A 16677-nucleotide genomic window follows, 5' to 3' on the forward strand; every position below is an offset into this window, starting at 1 on the left:
CCCCGACCGCTACAGCGCCAGGGCCACGCAGATGCCGCCCAGCGTCAGGTCGAGACCGATGCACCAGAGCGCGAGGGACCGGTTGACCACCACGTCGCGGCGGTAGTGCAGCACGTCCCAGACCGCGTGCGCGGCCAGGGCGAGGCCTGCGAGGGCCAGCCCCGTGCGCGGCTCCAGGAACAGGGCCGCCGTCGCGGCCCCGAAGAAGCCTGCCATCGCGGCGGCCTGCACCCAGGTGGCCCGGCGTCCGCGGGCGAGCCCGATGCCGGTGAGGACCACGCCCACCAGCGTGAAGGCGATCCACCGGGGCGTGTCGAGCAGCTCGGACGCGACCGGGATCGCCGACGCCAGGAGCGCGACCAGCCAGGCGGTCCAGCGCACGCCCGTCACGGCGGCGGCCAGATAGCACAGCGCCGCGACGCCGACGGCGGTGGCCGGGTCCTCGGCGACGGCGTCCTGCCAGCCGGCGCCTGCGATCGCCGTGCCGCCGATGAGCAGGCCCACGCCCGTGACCGCTCCGAGCACCAGCCAGGCGGTGTTGGTCGGCCAGGTCCCGGTCCAGCGGCTCGGCCGTGCGGCCGCCGCCGTCTCGAACGTCTCGGTCATGGTCCTGTCTCCTCGCGACCGGCTGAATACCCTCCAGGGGTACCTTGGCAGACGGTGCGAGGTCGGCGAAACCCCTTTCGGTCAGGACCGAAGCCGTTCGGCCCGAGCGGCGTCGCCGGACGCGCAGGTCACGGGAACGGCCTGCGCGTCCCGCCCCGTCAGAGGGGGAAGGCGCGCGGTGCCGGGAGGGCGGCCTCGACCTGTGTCGCGAGTGCCAGGAGCGTGAGCTCGCCGCCCGGCCGGCCGATGATCTGCACGCCCATCGGCAGACCCGCGGGCGCGTCGCTGGTGGGTTCGGTCCAGTGCGTCGGCACCGTGATCGCGGGCAGCCCCGCGACGTTGAGCATCGAGGTGAACGGCGTGTACTGGCACTGCTGCTCGAAGTTCCGCTCCGGGTCCTCGGCGTCGTACCACCCGATCGGACGGGGCGTGAGCGCGAGCGCGGGGGTGACGACGGCGTCGTACGCGCTGACCTGAGCGACCAGGGACCGTTCGTAGCCTGTGAGCGTGCGCAGTGCCTCGGCGAGCTGCCGCGCCGGCAGCTCGCGCCCCGACCGGATCAGCCACTGCGTCAACGGTTCCAGCCGGTCGAGCGTCGCGGGGTCGTCGAGGGGCACCGCGGAGGCGCCGCCCATCCACAGGGTGCGGAACGCGGGGGCGTACTCGGGGGCCTCGGCGAGGACCGTCTCCTCGATCTCGTGCCCGGCCCCGGCCAGCGCGCGCACACCCGCGTCGAGGGCCGCCCGTGCCTCGGGCGACACCGTGATGTCGTAGAACCCGTCCCACGCCGACGACGTGGTGACGCCGATCCGGGCGACGTTCACGCCCGCACCGCCGGTGTTCTCCGGGGCGGGCAGCTCCGCCCGCTGGGCCGTGGCCAGGTAGGCCCCCGCCGCGTACGACGGCGCGCGCAGCGTGAACGGGTGCGCGACGCCGCCCCCGGCCCGCCTCGGGAGCATCGCCTCCAGCAGGAGCGCGGCGTCGGCCACCGTGCGCGCGACAGGCCCGTTGACGACCAGCCCACCCAGCGCGTCGACACCGCTGCCCGCCGGCAGCAGCCCGCGCGTGGGCTTGAGACCCACGACGCCGCAGGCCGCGGCCGGGATGCGGATCGAGCCACCGCCGTCGGACCCGGGCGCGAACGGCAGCATGCCCGCGGCCACCGCGGCGGCGGCCCCGCCGCTCGACCCGCCCGCACCGCGGGTCAGGTCCCACGGGGTGCGCGCGGGCGGGGCGCCCACCGGCTCCGTGTAGGCGGGGAAGCCGAGCTCGGGGGCAGCGGTCTTGCCGAGGCTGACGATGCCCGCGTCGTCGAGCACGCGGACGATCTCGTCGCTCTGCTCCGCCGGCGGCAGGCCCGCGAAGGCGCGCGACCCGAAGCCGGTCGGCACGCCCGCGCGGTTCCAGAGGTCCTTGTCGCCGGTGGGCAGACCCCACAGGCTGCCCGGCGACGGCGCACCGTCCGGCTGCGTGCCGGTGCCGCCCTCGGGGCGACCCGCGGACCCGAGCTCCGCGGCGCGTGCCCGCGCACGGTCCGGGGTGACGGTGGCGAAGGCGCCGACCAGCGGGTCGAGCCGTTCGACGCGGTCGAGGAAGTAGTCGGTGACCTCGGTGGGGGTGAGCTCTCCGGCGGCGAGAAGGTCGCGGAGCTCGACGGCGGTCCGCTCGTGCAGGGCATCCATCGGGCCAGGTTATGCGCACCTCGGCACCGATCTGACGACCGGGCGTCGCGCAATGAAATGTCATTCCACCGCGCAGAATGCGCTTCTCCGGCATATGTTCGTGGGGTGCCGGCACCTTTACGGCGCGCCACCGTGGGGCGCCAGAGGTGACCAGAAATGTCTCTAAGGGGGAGAGAACCATGACATTCCTCAGTGCAGGGCTCGTTCTACCGAGCCAGGTCGACTGGCTGGAGCCGCTCACGAGCGCTCTCGGGGCCGTCGCGAGCTTCATCCCGAAGCTTCTGGTGTTCCTGATCGTCTTTCTCATCGGGTACTTCATCGCCAAGGCGATCGCCCGGTTCGTGGGGATGATCCTGACGCGGGTCGGCTTCAACAAGGTGCTGGAGCGGGCCGGGGCCACGAGGCTCCTGGCGGGCTCGGGGATCGAGCCGATCTCGCTGCTCACCAAGATCATCTACTACTTCATCCTGCTGATCACGCTCCAGCTCGCGCTGAGCGCGTTCGGGCCCACCAACCCGGTGAGCGCGATCGTGAACGACATCGTGGCGTGGCTGCCGAGCCTGCTGGTCGCGATCATCATCGTCGTGATCGCCGGCGCCATCGCGAATGCCGTGAAGGACCTTCTGCTCAACACCATGAGCGGTGTTTCCTACGGCTCTCTCGTGGCCAAGGCCGTGTCGTTCCTCATCATCGCGCTCGGTGTTATCGCCGCGGTCAACCAGATCGGCATCGGCACCACGGTGACAATGCCTGTTCTCGTCGCATTCCTGGCCACCGTCGCCGGAATTCTGATCGTCGGTGTCGGTGGTGCGCTGATCGGCCCCATGCGCTCGCGCGTCGAGGGCTTCCTCGGCAACCTCTCGTCGGGTGGTGGCGCCGCTGCCACGCCCGCCGCGGGGACCGGGACCGCTCCGGGCACCGACCCGGGCGCCGCCCCGGCGTCGGGCTCGTTCGCGCCCCCGCCGCCGCGCGACATCTGATCGCCCCGGCTCACCGGTCGCAGGACGCCGGGGTCGCACCGTCAACCGACGGTGCGACCCCGGCGTCGTCCTGTGGGGGTCGGTACTCGCGGTCGTCCGGCAGTGGCGATCGGCCCGCCGGGTCGAGCCCCCTAGCCCGCGCCCAGCAGCGCGCGGGCTTCGCCCAGCACGTCGGCGAGCCGCTCCAGGTCGGGGTCGTCCTCGGTCGGCTGGATCGCCACGGTGCCGGCCCCGGCGTCGCCGAACCGGCGCACGCCGTCGGCGAAGTCCTGGGCGTCGCCCCAGATCGCGTAGCTCGCGAGGCGCTCGTCGTCGGCGACGTCCCGCCCCCAGGCGGTGAGCTCGGCGCGCAGGCGCGTGACGGCGTCCGGTCCGGTGCCGCCCGACACGAACTGGATCACCGGGAAGTCCTCGGCCTCCCGCCCGGCGGCGGCCCGGCCCTCGGCGATACGTTCCAGCGCACCCGGCAGGCCCGCCAGGCCCACGGACCCCTCCAGCACCACGCCGTCGCCCACCTCGCCCGCGAGCCGCAGCGACTTCGGTCCCGTCGCGGCGACCGGCACCCCCACGGGCCGGGCGGGCGGCCAGTCGAGCGCGACGTCGTCCAGGGAGACGTACCGGCCCGACGTCGTCACGCGCTCCCCGGCGAGCAGCGAGCGCAGCGCCGTCGAGTACTCGCGCATGAGCGTGAGCGGGGACGCCGCCTTCGCGCCCACCTGGGCCATCCACGACTGCACGCCGTGACCGATGCCGGGGACGAGCCGCCCCGGGAACATCCCGTCGACCGTGGCGACCTCCATGGCGGTGAGCGCGACGTTCCGCAGCGGCGTCGGCATCACGCCGATCCCGACCCGGACCCGGTCGGTGGCAGCGAGGATGGCGGTCGCGGCGGAGATCCCGCCCGTCTGGAAGCAGTCCTCCCAGAGCCAGATCTCCTCGATCCCCGCGGTCTCCACGGCGCGGGCGAGCGGGACGATGCGGGACGGCGGGGTCGAGGGGCGGATGATGCACGCCAGTGTGGTCATGGGGGCCACGCTGTCACGGCGGCAGCCGTCAGATCCAGTCCTTCCGGGCCGCGTACCAGCCCAGCTGGATCCTGGTCGAGACCCCGGCGATACCCATCAGCACCTTGACGCGCCGCTGCACGGTGCGCAGCGACAGGCCGAGCTGGTTGGCCACGGACTGGTCCGTGAGACCGGCGAGCATCAGCGCGAGGATGCGCGCGTCCTGCCGGTCGAGCCCGGACCGTTCGGCACCCTCGCCGGGCAGGGGGAACGGGGTGGCGTCGCGCCACACGCCCTCGAACAGCGCGATCAGGGCGTCCAGCAGCCCGGAGGGGTGGATGATCAGCGCGCCCACGAGGTCGGGCGCCATGTCGGTGGTGCCGTCCCCGGCCTCCCGCACCGTCTGGATGGGCACGAACGCGAGCCGGTGGTCGATGATGAAGAGCTTGATCGGCACCCGCTCCGAGAACCGGACGTCCTCGCCCTTCTCGATCGCCTCGGTGACGTCGTCCACGCGCAGCATGCCGGTGTCGAGGAACACCCGGTCCACGACCACGCGGTACCGGACGCCGCGCGCGACGGCCTGGTCCTCGGCGGTGTTCTCGCCGACGGACATCACGAAGACCGGCGGCTTGGTGAACGACTCGACGGTCTCGCGCGCACCGAGCTGGAGCTGCGTGAGCCGTTGCCGCACCGCGTCGGCCCCGCGCACCACGTCCACGACGTCGGTCGCGGGCCGGAGCGCGGACGAGCGCCGGAACTCCGCCTCGAGCTGGATCAGCTCCTCCTGCGCGGCCTGGATCTCGTCCTTGCGCCGGGCCAGCAGCGCGCCGAGCGCGATCTCGGGCGGCGCGGCCTGGAAGCGGGAGTCGTCGGTGCTCTGCCGCGTCGCGAGTCCGTGGCTCTCGAGCGCGCGCAGCACGTCCAGGGCGTCGCCCGGGTCGCAGCCGAGGCGGCGGGCCAGCTCGGCCGCGTCGAGGGACGGCGAGGCCACCAGGTCGTGGTAGGCGAGCGCCTGCGAGGTGGTCAGTCCGAGCACGTCACCGAGCATGAGTCCTCCCGCCGGACGAAATCCGCAGCGTCGGGCCCGAGGATACGGGATTGCTAACCTCCGGCAGGTGAGCATCGAGGACGTGCGCTTCCCCGCGGCCGACGGCGAGCCCGTCGCCGGCCGCTGGTTCCTGCCGGACGGCGACCCCGCGGGCGTCGTGGCGATCGCACCCGCCATGGCGATGCCGATGCGGTTCTACCGGCACACCGCGGCCTGGCTCGCCGAGCGGGGTCTGGCCGTCCTGACCTTCTCCTACCGCGGGTCCGAGCCGGAGCTGTACGGCCCGCTGCGGGAGTCGGCCGCGACCGCCCTGGACTGGTACCGCGACGCGGAGGGCGCCGCGGGGCACGCCCGCGCCCGGGCGGACGCCGCGGGCGTGCCGCTCACGTGGGTGGGCCACTCGTTCGGCGGCCAGAGCCTGGGCTTCCTGTCCGACGTCGCCGTGGAGCGCTGCGTCATGGTCGCGTCGGGCACCGGCTGGCGGGGCCTGGCGGCGCCGGCGATCCGGACCTGGTCGCCGCTGCTGTGGCGGGTGATCGCCCCGGCCGCGACCGCCGTCGCGGGCTACTACCCGGGCCGCCGGCTCCGGATCCTGGACGACCTGCCCGCCGGCGTCATGCGCCAGTGGGGCCGCTGGTGCCTGCACCGCGACTACCTGTTCAGCGAGCACCCGGAGCTCCGGGAGCGGTTTGCGAAGGTGGGCACGCCGGTCACGGCCCTGTGGACGGCGGACGACGAGCTCATCTCCCCGGAGTCGATCCGCTCCTGGAGCGCGGAGTTCCCGGGCACCGAGATCGAGCTCGTCGAGATGCGCGCTGCCGACCACGGCCTGACCCGCATCGGTCACTCGGGCTTCTTCCGCCCGAAGCGGGCCGTCCTCTGGGAGGAGCTCCTCCTGCCGCGCCTCGCCGTCGGCTGAGCCGTGTTGCCTCTCCCTCGGGAGGGGCGCGCTCCTCTCCTGCTTGGCCGCCGGCCGGAGGTGCCTCGCGGAGGTGCGTTGCTGTGCGTAGACAATGTCTACCCTGGGCAACGCGCCTCCGCGGGGCACCTCCGACCGAGGCCGCGACGGTGCCGCGTCAGAGCGGGGTGACCGTACCCGTGAAGTGCCGGGTGCCCTTGCCGGAGCGCCAGCCGTCGTACACGAAGCCCGCGGCGCCCTCGGCCGCCGGCTCGACGTCGGCCACCGGGCGGATCGCCACGTCGACCGTGCCCGGCAGCAGCACGGGCCGGAAGAACTCGACGGTCCACTCGTAGGCGTCGCCACGCAGCGCCGGGCCGACCTCCGCCAGCGCCCGTGCCGCGCTGTACATCCCGTGCGCGATGGCCCGCGGGAACCCGAACGCCTTGGCACCCAGGGCCGACGTGTGGATCGGGTTCTGGTCGCCCGACACCGCGCCGTAGGCCCGCCCGGTGCCGCCGCCGAGCGTCCAGCGCGCGGTCGGCAGCGGCGGCGTCCACTCGGGCCGTCCCGTCGCGGACGATCCCGCCCCGGACGATCCCGCCCCGGACGGCCCCTCGTCGGGCGCCGTGAAGCCCTTGGCGAGGTAGGTCGAGACACCCTGGTAGACGAGGTCGCCGCCGGTCCGCACCTCCGCGACCAGGTCGACCTGGACGCCCCGGCGGTGGCCGCGGGCGTTCTGCGCCCATGCCCGGACCTCGAGCGGCTCGCCCAGGCGTACCGGCCTGAGCACGCGCGCCACGTTCCGGAGGTGGACCATCCCGAGCAGCGGCAGCGGGAAGTCCGCTCGCACCATGACGGCGGTGGCCAGCGGGAAGGCCAGCACGTGCAGGAACCCGGCCGGCAGCACGTCCGACGCCGGTTCGCCCAGCAGCCGCTGGTACGCCGCCAGGTGCGCGGCCTCGCCGGACGTGTCGACGTCGCCGACGCGGTAGCTCACCTCCGGCAGCCGCACCGCGCCCCGGGGGCGCTTCGTCGCCGACCCGGCGACCCCCTTCGCGAACAGCCCGCCCAGCCTCGGCAGCGCTGCCAGCTCCGTCTCGCCGTACGACGCCGGCGCGCCGCGCCGTGCCACCGCCCGCCCCTGCTCCGTCACTTGCCCACCATGTGCTGACCGCAGACGCGGAGGGTCTGCCCGTTGATCCCGGCCGCCGGGTCGGACGCCAGGAAGCAGATGGCCTCGGCGATGTCGACCGGCAGGCCGCCCTGACCGAGCGACGGCATCCGCCGTGCCACGGTGCGGGTGAGGGCGGGTACCTTCGCGGTCATCTCGGTCTCGATCCAGCCGGGTGCCACGGCGTTCGTCGTGCCGCCGACCGCCGCGAGCACCGGGGCACCGGCGGCCGCGTTCGCGATGACGCCGGCCTTCGTGTAGCCGTAGTTGGTCTGTCCCCGGTTGCCGGCGAGCCCGGTGGTCGAGGCGAGGGAGACGATCCGCAGGCCCTCGACGCCCGCGCCGAGCAGACGCTCGTTGATCCGGAGCTGCGCCGTCAGGTTCACGGCGATGACCGGGTCCCACTTGTCGGCCGTCATGTTGGCGAGCAGCTTGTCGCGGGTGATCCCCGCGTTGTGCACCAGGATGTCGAGACCACCGAGCGGCTTGGCCGCGGCCAGGATCTTGTCGGCCGCGTCGTCGGCGGTGATGTCGAGCTGGAGCGCGACCCCGCCGATCTCGTTCGCGACGGCCGCCAGCGACTCGCCGGCAGGCGGCACGTCGATCACCACGACCTTCGCGCCGTCCCGTGCCATGGTCCGGGCGATGGCCGCGCCGATGCCGCGTGCGGCGCCGGTCACGACGGCCACCTTGCCGGCCAGCGGGTGCTCCCAGTCCACGGCGGTGCTGCCGGTCGTGCCCGACGGCCCGACCGGCAGGAGCTGGCCGTCCACGTACGCCGACTTCGCGGACAGGAAGAAGCGCAGCGTCGCCTCGGCGGAGGCCGAGTCCACGGCCGCGTCGTGGGTGAGCTGGATCCCGTTGGACGTCGACCCGCCCCGCAGCTCCTTGCCGAGCGAGCGCACCAGACCCTCGACCCCGCCCCGGGTCGCGGCCAGGACCGGGGCGTCGCCGTCCCCGACGGCGCGGGAGATCGTCACGACCCGGCCGTTGCCCGCCAGGCGGCGCAGCGTGCCGGCGACGGTCAGCACGGGTGCCGAGACCGCGGCGGGCGTCTCGGCACCGGTCAGCACCAGCACCACGGCGCCGAACCGCTCGCCGTCGGCGGTCTCGGGGCTGCGGCGCACGTCGAGGTCCCAGCCGGACAGGGTCTTGGCGACGGCGTCGGCGTCGGCGGCCGAGGCGTCGTCGGACACGACCAGGACCGGGCCCACGGTCAGCGGGGCGCCGGGGCGGTAGCGGCGGAGGATGGCGGGCTGGGGGAGGCCCAGCTTCTTGAAGACGGGCTTGAGCGTCCCGTTGGCCAGGTTGAGATAGCTGTCGGTCACGGTGTCCTCTTCGATTGCGGTGGCGGCGGGGCGGGCGGACGGCCCGGACTAGGCGGACTCGATGACGGCCACGGCACCCAGGCCGCCGGCCGCGCAGATCGAGATCAGCGCACGTGCGGGCTTCCCGGTCTCCGCGGCCTTCGCCGAGACCAGCTTCGCGGCCGTCGCGATGATGCGGCCGCCGGTCGCGGCGAACGGGTGGCCCGCGGCGAGCGAGGAGCCGTTGACGTTGAGCTTGCTGCGGTCGACCTTGCCGAACGCGCCGGGAAGGCCCAGCTCGGTGCGGCAGTACTCCTCGTCCTCCCACGCGGCGAGCGTGGTCAGCACGGTGGAGGCGAACGCCTCGTGGATCTCGAAGAAGTCGAAGTCCTCGAGCGTCAGCCCGTTCCGGGCCAGGAGGCGCGGCACCGCGGCGGCGGGGGCCATGAGCAGACCCTCGTGACCGTGCACGAAGTCGACGGCCGCCGTCTCCGCGTCCACGAACTTCGCCAGGATCGGCAGCTCGCGCTCCTGCGCCCACTCGCGCGAGGCGAAGAGCACGGCGGAGGCACCGTCGGTCAGCGGCGTGGAGTTGCCTGCCGTCATGGTGGCCTCGGCGTCGAGCGAGGTGCCGAACACGGGCTTGAGCTTGGCGAGCTTCTCGGGCGAGGTGTCGGCGCGCAGGTTGTCGTCGCGGGTCAGGCCCTTGAACGGCGTGACCAGGTCGTCGAAGAAGCCGGACTCCCAGGCGCGCGCCAGGTTCCGGTGCGAGTTGTAGGCGATCTCGTCCTGCGCCTCGCGGGTGATGCCCCACTTCGCGGTGGTGATGGCCTGGTGCTCGCCCATCGACAGGTGCGTGCGGGGCTCGCCGGTGCTGGGGGTCGCGGGGGCGAGGTCCTTGGGGCGGATCTGGAGCAGCGCGCGGATCTTGGCGCCGGTCGTCCTGGCGTGGTTGGCGTCCAGGAGCGCGGCGCGGAGGCGGTCGCTCACGACGATCGGCGCGTCCGACACCGTGTCGGTGCCGCCCGCGACGCCCGACTCGATCTGGCCCAGCTTGATCTTGTTGGTGACCGCGATGGCGGCCTCCAGACCGGTGGCGCAGGCCTGCTGCACGTCGTAGGCCGGCGTGGTGGGCGCCAGGGAGGAGCCCAGCACCGACTCGCGGATCAGGTTGAAGTTCTTGCTGTGCTTGAGCACGGCGCCGCCGGCGACCTCGCCCAGGCGCTCGCCCTGCAGGCCGAACCGGGCCACGAGGCCCTCCAGCGCCGCGGTGAACATGTCCTGGTTGCTGGTCCGGACGTACTTCTTGCCGGCACGGGAGAACGGGATGCGGTTGCCGCCGATGATCACGGCCTCACGCGTGGACGGGACGGGGGAGGGGGTAGTGGACACGTCGCTGTTCCTCTTCGCTTGGTCGTCGGGCGAGTGGCTTCGTCGGTTCGAGCCTGGCCGAGGCCGGGGCGGGCCGCGACCCGGTTCGCACGGGGTGGTGCCCAGGACTCACAGTACCTGATACTCTCAGTCTCGTGAGACGAATCACAAGACCTCTAGCGAGTCACGGTGAGGAGGCGGACCGATGAGCATCGGAGTCGACGGTCGTTCGACCCGCTGGGACGACCACCGCACGGCCCGCAGGGCCGAGCTCGTCCGGGCGGCGCGCAAGGCCGTGCACCGCCTGGGTCCCGCGGTCTCGATGGACGAGATCGCAGCCGCGGCGGGCACGTCCAAGTCCATCGTCTACCGGTACTTCGACGACAAGGCGGGCCTGCGGCTCGCCGTCGCCGAGACCGTCGTGATGCAGATGCACGACGCGCTGCGTGCCGCCGCACAGGGCGCCGACAGCCCCGAGATGGCGCTGCGCGAGATGGTACGGGTCTACCTCGAGATGATCGAGAGCTCGCCCAACGTCTACTGGTTCGTCACGCGCACGGCCATCGGCGGCAACGAGCCGGCCCCGGTCGAGAGCGGCCGCCGCGGCCGCCGCGCTCCCGCCGCCGACGTCGCGGACGCCGCCGTCCCGACCACTGCCGTGGACCTGCACCCGCTGGGCGCCTACCTCGACTCGGTGATCGAGCTCGTCGCGGAGCCGTTCGCCCGCGCCACCGACGTCACTCCTGCCGACGCCGCCGCCTGGGCCGCCGGCGCCGTCGGCTTCGTCCGAGGCTCCGGCGAGTGGTGGCTCGGCCACCGCAACGTCGAGGCCAGCCCGCTGAGCCGCGAGGAGCTCACGGAGCGCGTGACGCTCTGGCTCTGGACCGGCCCCGTGGGCGTGCTGCACCACGACCGGCCCGGCTCCGCGTCCTTGCGGTCGTGACCTGACCCTGACCCGATCCACCCTCCCGAGAACCAGAACCTGGCCTGAGGCCGAACACCGAGGAGAACCGATGACGACCACCTCCGAGCCCGTAACCACCCCCGCGGCGACCGAGGCCGCGGCGCCCAGGCCCGCGACACCGCGTCCGGCGTCGGGCCCGCGCGTGGACGTGCCCGCCCTGCAGCAGATGCTGCTGGGCCGCTGGCCCGAGGAGCGCGCGGAGGCGCGGCGCCTCGTGGCCGAGCACCCCGAGCTCTGGAAGAAGGAGGGGATCACCAAGGAGGAGCACCGGGAGATCGCCCTGGCCCAGATGAAGGCGATGGTGCCGTTCGGTCAGGTGCTCCGGGCGTTCCCGGAGCGGCTCGGCGGGCGGGGCCAGGCCGGGGCGAACCTGGTGGGCTTCGAGGAGCTGGTCGCCGCCGACCCGTCGCTGCAGATCAAGGCGGGCGTGCAGTGGGGCCTCTTCGGCGCCGCGATCCTGCACCTCGGCACCGAGGAGCAGCAGGACCGGCTGCTCCCCGGGGCGATGGACCTGAGCGTGCCGGGCGCGTTCGCGATGACCGAGACGGGCCACGGGTCCGACGTCGCCTCCATCGGCACCACGGCGACGTACGACCCGGAGACCGAGGAGTTCGTGCTCAACACCCCGTTCCGCGGGGCGTGGAAGCAGTACCTCGGCAACGCGGCCAAGCACGGCGTGGCCGCGACCGTCTTCGCCCAGCTGATCACGGGCGGCGTGGACCACGGCGTGCACTGCTTCTACGTGCCGATCCGCGACCCGCAGACCATGGAGTTCCTGCCCGGCGTGGGCGGTGAGGACGACGGGCAGAAGGGCGGCCTGAACGGCATCGACAACGGCAAGCTGCACTTCACGAACGTGCGCGTGCCGCGCCGGGACCTGCTCGCCCGCTACGGCCAGGTGGCCGCCGACGGCACCTACACCTCCTCGATCGACAGCCCGGGCCGCCGCTTCTTCACCATGCTCGGCGCCCTCGTGCAGGGCCGCGTGTCGCTCGACGGCGCATCGATCAGCGCCGCCAAGATCGGCCTCGCGATCGCCACGAAGTACGCCGAGCAGCGGCGCCAGTTCTCGCCGTCCGCCGGGGCCGACGAGCTGACGCTGCTCGACTACGCGACGCACCGCCGTCGCCTCTTCCCGCGGATCGCCGAGGCGTACGCGATGCACTTCGCGCACGACGAGCTGCTCGACCTCTTCGACGACGTGTTCTCGGGCCGCGAGGACACCCCCGCCAAGCGTGAGGACCTGGAGACGACGGCGGCCGCGCTCAAGGCCACCTCCACGTGGTACTCCCTCGACACGCTCCAGGAGTGCCGCGAGGCCTGCGGCGGCGCCGGCTTCCTCTCCGAGAACCGCTTCACGGGCCTGCGTGCCGACCTCGACATCTACGCCACCTTCGAGGGCGACAACCATGTGCTCCTGCAGCTCGCGGCGAAGCGGCTCGTGGGCGACTACGGCAAGCGGATGGCGAAGGCCGCCAGGACCCCCGGGGGCATGGCGGGCATCGTGGCCGGGCAGGCCAAGGACGCGGTGCTGCACAAGCTCCCGCTCAAGCGGCTCGGCCAGTCGGTGGCCGACGGCGGCGCCGCCCGGTCCGCCGGCCGGCTGCTGGACCCGGAGGTGCAGCGCGGGCTGATCGCCGGGCGCTTCGAGGGCATGGTCGCGGCCACGGCGATGGGCATGCGCCCGGCGCTCAAGGCCGACTCGATCACGGCGCAGGAGATCTTCGACGACAACCAGGTGCGCCTCCTCGGCTCGGCCTCGGCCTGGGCCGAGCTCGTGCGCTGGGATGCGTTCACGAAGGCCATCGGCACGGTGTCCGACGCCGGTACCCGCGCGGTGCTCACGCTGCTGCGCGACATCTACGGGCTCACCGTGATCGAGCGGCACCTCGACTGGCACCTCACCAACGGCCGCATCTCCACCGGGCGCGCCAAGGCGGTCACGTCGACGATCGACCGCCTGCTCAAGCAGCTCCGCCCGCACGTGCTCGACGTCGTCGACGCCTGGGGGTTCACGCAGGAGCACCTGCGCGCCCCGATCGCCGACGGCTCCGAGAAGGAGCGTCAGGACGAGGCGCGCACGTACTACCGCGAGCTGCGCGCGAGCGGCACGGCGCCGGTCAGCGAGAAGGAGCTGCGCAAGCGCCAGGCCCAGGCCTGACGCCTGCGGCGGTCACGCGGCGTCGGGTACTGCCGCCACGACGGGGGCGGGGAGCTGCTGCACGGGAGCCTCGACGGGCTCGGCGGCGGCCTCCTCGTCCTCGTCGTCGTTCTCGGCCGGTCGCGCGAGCGGCCCGCCGAGGGTGACCTGGGCGCGCAGCACCGGCACCGGTTCAGGAGTTGCCCGGGCCACGACGAGCGTGCCCGCCAGTCCGAGGAGGACGGCGAGCACGGCGAGCGGTACGAGCTGGTATGCGAGGGTGAGGCCGAGCAGTGCGCCGCAACCCACGGCGACGATCGATCCCATCACGAGTACACGGGTCATCAGGAGCCTCCCTGCCAAGGTGTCTCCGAGGAGCATTGCCTGACCCCAGGGGGATGCCGTCGATCACCGGGTGCCCGCTCGCGCCGTCGCGACGTCTGGGGACGCACGATGCACGGACCGGCTCCGGCTGAGCTGGGGCTCATCAGATTGTGTGTGGCGAGCCTGCCTCGCCGTCCCTTCCAGTAAGCCCCAAGGAGACCGGCCTCGCACCTCGAGGCGCCATGCCCCGGGTCACGACTCGGTCACGGATCGTCCCGCCGGACCGGGTTGCAGTGCGCGGTGGCGGTGAGGATCAGGCCGACGTCGGGCCGCCACGGCTCGAGGTTCCACGTGGGCTTGTCGATCGCGCCGACCGCGTGGCACACCAGCTGGTTGTCCATCGTGGCGCTGTCCGCCTCCGGCTCCGCCGCGACGAGCTGCGTCCGGATCAGGTCCAGGCCCGCCTCGCCCGCGCGCCGGGCCCAGTCCGCCGGGTCGACGGCGAGCGACCGGCCGCCCTCGTTCTCGCCCCAGGTCGCGCTCTCGATCGCACGGTCGCCGGCCGTGACCGTGTACCGCACGGGTCCTGCGGAGCCACCCCCGGCGGCGCCGGTCCCCTGGCCGGGCCGGAGCCGGTCGTCGACCTCCAGGCGGGCGTGGGTGGCGTCGACGTCCGTCACCTCGATGCGCGGGGCGGTGGACCCGGCGTCCGGCGGCGGCGCGGGCGGGCCGAGCGCCGCGACGGGTGTGCCGTCGCCGTCGAGCACGGTGACGCTGCCGTCGGAGTCGACGTCCAGCGCCCCGGCGGAGGCCAGCGTCAGGTCCGCCGTGTCGCCGGGCGCGAGGTCGAGGGTGACGGTCCGCGGACCGTCACCCTCGACGACGGCGGCCCGCGGTGCCGTGAGCTCCAGCGTGGCGCCGCCCGTGGTGAGCGTGCTGACGGGGCGCTCCGGTGCGTCGCCGGCCGCCTCGGCCGGTCCGGGTGCCGGTGGCTCGTGGGACGCTGCGGTCGTCGGCTCGTCCTCGAAGCGCTGCGCCGCCCGGTCGACCAGCTCGCAGCCGTTGAGCAGGAGGACCAGCGTCAGTGCGGCGCAGGCGGCGAGCGGCCGGGCTGCGGTTCTGCGGGCTGGTCGGATCGGCACGGACCCATTGTGCGGCAGGGGCGCCGGGCCGCACCCGGTGCGGCGGGCGAGGCCGTGTGCGGGTCCGGTGTGCGGCCGGTGCGGGAGCCCGCACGGACTTCGCCCGTGCCTGGTGTGCCGGGTGGCGCGGTCGAACGCCACCCCCCTATGGTTAGAACATGCGTTCGAACAAGGTGCTGGTGACTCGGGGTCCGGCCGACGTGCCGGACCGTTCTGCGCGCGGTGCGGTGGCGCCGCGCGAGTCGGGGTTCGCGAACCTCACGGAGGCGGTCGACGCGGTGGCGGCGGTCGACGCGCTGCTGGCCTCGCTCGCCGCCTCGCGCGCGGTGCTCATGGAGTCGGTCCGTGAGTGGGTGGCCGAACGGCCCGAGCAGTTCGAGGCTCCCGCGGCCGAGGCGGACGACGTCGCCGGCCTGGCCCCCGAGCTCGTCGAGCAGCTCGCCCGGGCGCTGCGGGTACCGGAGGGCTCGGCGGTCGCACTGATCGAGGAGTCCCGTGCGCTGGTGCACGAGCACCCGCGAACCCTGGCCGCCCTGCGTGGCGGGCACATCAGCCATGCCCACGCGCAGACGATCCTCGGCTACACGGACGGGCTGCGCCGGGCCAACCGGGTGGCACTGGAGACGCGCCTGCTCAAGCACGCCCGCACCACCACACCGGGAGAGCTGAGCCTGGTCGCGCACACCGAGCGGGAACGGCGGCTCCGGCCGGACGTGCGGCCGGAACCGCGGGTCGTCGCGTCGGCGCGGTCCCGGCGTCAGCGGGTCAGCGCTTCCCCCACAGGTCGTCCCACGCGGTGAACGGGTCGGCGGGCGGGGCCTGCTGCGGGCTGCCGCCCGCGGCGACCGCCGGTGCCTGGGCGCCCCAGCCGGGATTCGCCCAGCCCGGGTCCGCCCAGCCGGTACCGCCCGGGCCGGCGTCGGCCGGGTGACCGGCCGGCAGGTGCTGCTCCGGCAGCCGGTCGTCGGACCATCCGGCGTCCGCCCAGCCCGCGTCGGTTCCGGGGGCGCCCCAGGCGGCCGCGGTGTCCTCGGGGTAGGCGGGGCCGGTCGTGCCCGGTGCGGGTTCGGGCGCGGACCAGCCTTGTCCCGCGTAGTGGGTGGCGCTCTGCGTCCCGCCCGCGTCCGCCCCGTACGGGTCCGGCGGCACCTCGTGCGCGCTGTAGTCGTACTGCTCGGGCGCGGCGGGCACCGGGCTGCTGTCCGCCCAGTGCCCTGCCGGCGTGGCCTGTCCTGGCCAGGCGAGGGGATCCGAGGCGGGTCCGCCGGGCGGGTCCAGGGGCTGCTCCTGTGCCGCGTAGGGCCGGGCGCCTGCAGTGCCCGGGCCGCGGCCCGGCGCACCCGGCGACGAGGCCGGGTGCCCGCCCGTGCCGTGCCTCGGCGTGGCCACCGCGGCGAAGGTCGTGGTGGCCAGGTACTGCTCGAACGGCACGTCGAACGTCTCGTCACGGGACCACGCCGAGTCCCACGCGGCGGCCACCTGGGGTGCCGCGCCGCGTCGTCCGTCGTCCGGCATGGGGGGAAGGTTGATCTCGCCCGACCCGTGCAGCACCTGGTCGTGCATCTGGCCCACCCAGTTGACCGCGAGCTCGAAGCGCATCGTGCCGAGGCCGTTCACGCCCAGCTCGCCACCCAGCGCGGGGTGCGGGTTGAAGGTGTAGACGTCCTCCTCGCCGAGGTGGATGCCACGGCTCCGGGCGTCCCGGACCAGGTCGTCCATCAGATAGGTCGCGCGGCCCTCGGGCGATTCGAGCTCGGCGTACATGGTGACTGCGGAGGTCCAGCGGAGCTCGAGCGTGCCCTCGACCGTGTCCAGGAACCACCATCCGTCCAGCGACTCGAGGAAGATGTCGCCGAAACAGGTCGCGAAGCGTGGAGTCTGCTCGCGAAGCCCCAGCCACCGCCATGAGGCGAGCCCGAACTCGAAGGCAACCTTCGGAAAAGTTCGGAGCAGCTTCATGTCCGAATGAAACCACTACCGGGTAAACGCCGGGAACCCCCCGGTGACATCTTTGTTACGCGGTTTCTCAATAGT

Annotated in this window: 15 protein-coding genes; 5 read left to right on the plus strand and 10 right to left on the minus strand. The window is 73.7% G+C overall.

Annotation, left to right across the window (positions count from 1 at the left end; genetic code table 11):
- Positions 1 to 9: 9 nt before the first annotated feature.
- Positions 10 to 606: a hypothetical protein gene (locus ACIG47_RS02345; protein ID WP_397429441.1), complete on the minus strand. Its 597-nt coding sequence runs from the start codon at positions 604 to 606 to the stop codon at positions 10 to 12.
- Positions 607 to 764: 158 nt separating this feature from the next.
- On the minus strand, positions 765 to 2288 hold the full coding sequence (locus tag ACIG47_RS02350; protein ID WP_397429442.1) for an amidase: 1524 nt from the start codon (positions 2286 to 2288) through the stop codon (positions 765 to 767).
- A gap of 179 nt (positions 2289 to 2467) precedes the next feature.
- On the opposite strand from ACIG47_RS02350, the gene ACIG47_RS02355 reads away from it, so the two are divergent.
- Positions 2468 to 3268 carry a hypothetical protein gene (locus ACIG47_RS02355; protein WP_397416501.1) on the plus strand — a complete coding sequence of 267 codons (801 nt, stop codon included), beginning with the start codon at positions 2468 to 2470 and terminating at the stop codon, positions 3266 to 3268.
- 131 nt (positions 3269 to 3399) lie between these two features.
- On the opposite strand, the gene ACIG47_RS02360 is transcribed toward ACIG47_RS02355, so the two are convergent.
- The gene (locus ACIG47_RS02360; RefSeq protein ID WP_397429443.1) at positions 3400 to 4293 is read right to left on the minus strand and encodes an LLM class flavin-dependent oxidoreductase; all 894 of its coding nucleotides are present in this window, start codon (positions 4291 to 4293) and stop codon (positions 3400 to 3402) included.
- Between the two features lie 28 nt (positions 4294 to 4321).
- Entirely contained in the window at positions 4322 to 5323 is a 1002-nt protein-coding gene (locus ACIG47_RS02365) for a helix-turn-helix domain-containing protein (RefSeq protein WP_397429444.1), read from the minus strand.
- Between the two features lie 67 nt (positions 5324 to 5390).
- Between ACIG47_RS02365 and ACIG47_RS02370 the strand changes: the two genes are divergently transcribed.
- The gene (locus ACIG47_RS02370) at positions 5391 to 6242 is read left to right on the plus strand and encodes a hypothetical protein (RefSeq protein ID WP_397429445.1); all 852 of its coding nucleotides are present in this window, start codon (positions 5391 to 5393) and stop codon (positions 6240 to 6242) included.
- 157 nt (positions 6243 to 6399) lie between these two features.
- On the opposite strand, the gene ACIG47_RS02375 is transcribed toward ACIG47_RS02370, so the two are convergent.
- The 3 genes from ACIG47_RS02375 to ACIG47_RS02385 are packed head-to-tail and all read right to left on the minus strand — an operon-like array spanning position 6400 to position 10094.
- Positions 6400 to 7377 carry a MaoC family dehydratase gene (locus ACIG47_RS02375; protein ID WP_397429446.1) on the minus strand — a complete coding sequence of 326 codons (978 nt, stop codon included), beginning with the start codon at positions 7375 to 7377 and terminating at the stop codon, positions 6400 to 6402.
- Positions 7374 to 8723, minus strand: a complete 1350-nt coding sequence (locus ACIG47_RS02380; RefSeq protein WP_397429447.1) for a 3-oxoacyl-ACP reductase — start codon at positions 8721 to 8723, stop codon at positions 7374 to 7376. Before ACIG47_RS02380 ends, ACIG47_RS02375 begins: the two co-directional genes overlap by 4 nt.
- A 48-nt stretch (positions 8724 to 8771) precedes the next feature.
- Positions 8772 to 10094, minus strand: coding sequence for an acetyl-CoA C-acetyltransferase (locus ACIG47_RS02385; protein WP_397429448.1), 1323 nt, complete (start codon positions 10092 to 10094; stop codon positions 8772 to 8774).
- Between the two features lie 184 nt (positions 10095 to 10278).
- Between ACIG47_RS02385 and ACIG47_RS02390 the strand changes: the two genes are divergently transcribed.
- A complete protein-coding gene (locus tag ACIG47_RS02390) occupies positions 10279 to 11016 on the plus strand; it encodes a TetR/AcrR family transcriptional regulator (RefSeq protein ID WP_397416516.1) in 738 nt (245 codons plus the stop codon).
- A gap of 70 nt (positions 11017 to 11086) precedes the next feature.
- Entirely contained in the window at positions 11087 to 13198 is a 2112-nt protein-coding gene (locus ACIG47_RS02395) for an acyl-CoA dehydrogenase (RefSeq protein ID WP_397429449.1), read from the plus strand.
- 12 nt (positions 13199 to 13210) lie between these two features.
- On the opposite strand, the gene ACIG47_RS02400 is transcribed toward ACIG47_RS02395, so the two are convergent.
- Both ACIG47_RS02400 and ACIG47_RS02405 read right to left on the minus strand, forming a co-directional pair.
- Complete coding sequence (locus ACIG47_RS02400) at positions 13211 to 13522, minus strand: hypothetical protein (RefSeq protein WP_397429450.1); 312 nt, start codon at positions 13520 to 13522, stop codon at positions 13211 to 13213.
- 242 nt (positions 13523 to 13764) lie between these two features.
- Positions 13765 to 14643, minus strand: a complete 879-nt coding sequence (locus ACIG47_RS02405) for a DUF2599 domain-containing protein (protein WP_397429451.1) — start codon at positions 14641 to 14643, stop codon at positions 13765 to 13767.
- A gap of 158 nt (positions 14644 to 14801) precedes the next feature.
- On the opposite strand from ACIG47_RS02405, the gene ACIG47_RS02410 reads away from it, so the two are divergent.
- Positions 14802 to 15443, plus strand: coding sequence for a DUF222 domain-containing protein (locus ACIG47_RS02410; protein WP_397429452.1), 642 nt, complete (start codon positions 14802 to 14804; stop codon positions 15441 to 15443).
- Here the strand turns inward: ACIG47_RS02410 and ACIG47_RS02415 are convergent.
- Positions 15409 to 16602: a T6SS immunity protein Tdi1 domain-containing protein gene (locus ACIG47_RS02415; RefSeq protein ID WP_397429453.1), complete on the minus strand. Its 1194-nt coding sequence runs from the start codon at positions 16600 to 16602 to the stop codon at positions 15409 to 15411. The genes ACIG47_RS02410 and ACIG47_RS02415 overlap by 35 nt on opposite strands.
- Positions 16603 to 16677: the final 75 nt, after the last annotated feature.

It is taken from the genome of Promicromonospora sp. NPDC052451 (genome assembly GCF_044547525.1).
Taxonomy (GTDB): domain Bacteria; phylum Actinomycetota; class Actinomycetes; order Actinomycetales; family Cellulomonadaceae; genus Promicromonospora.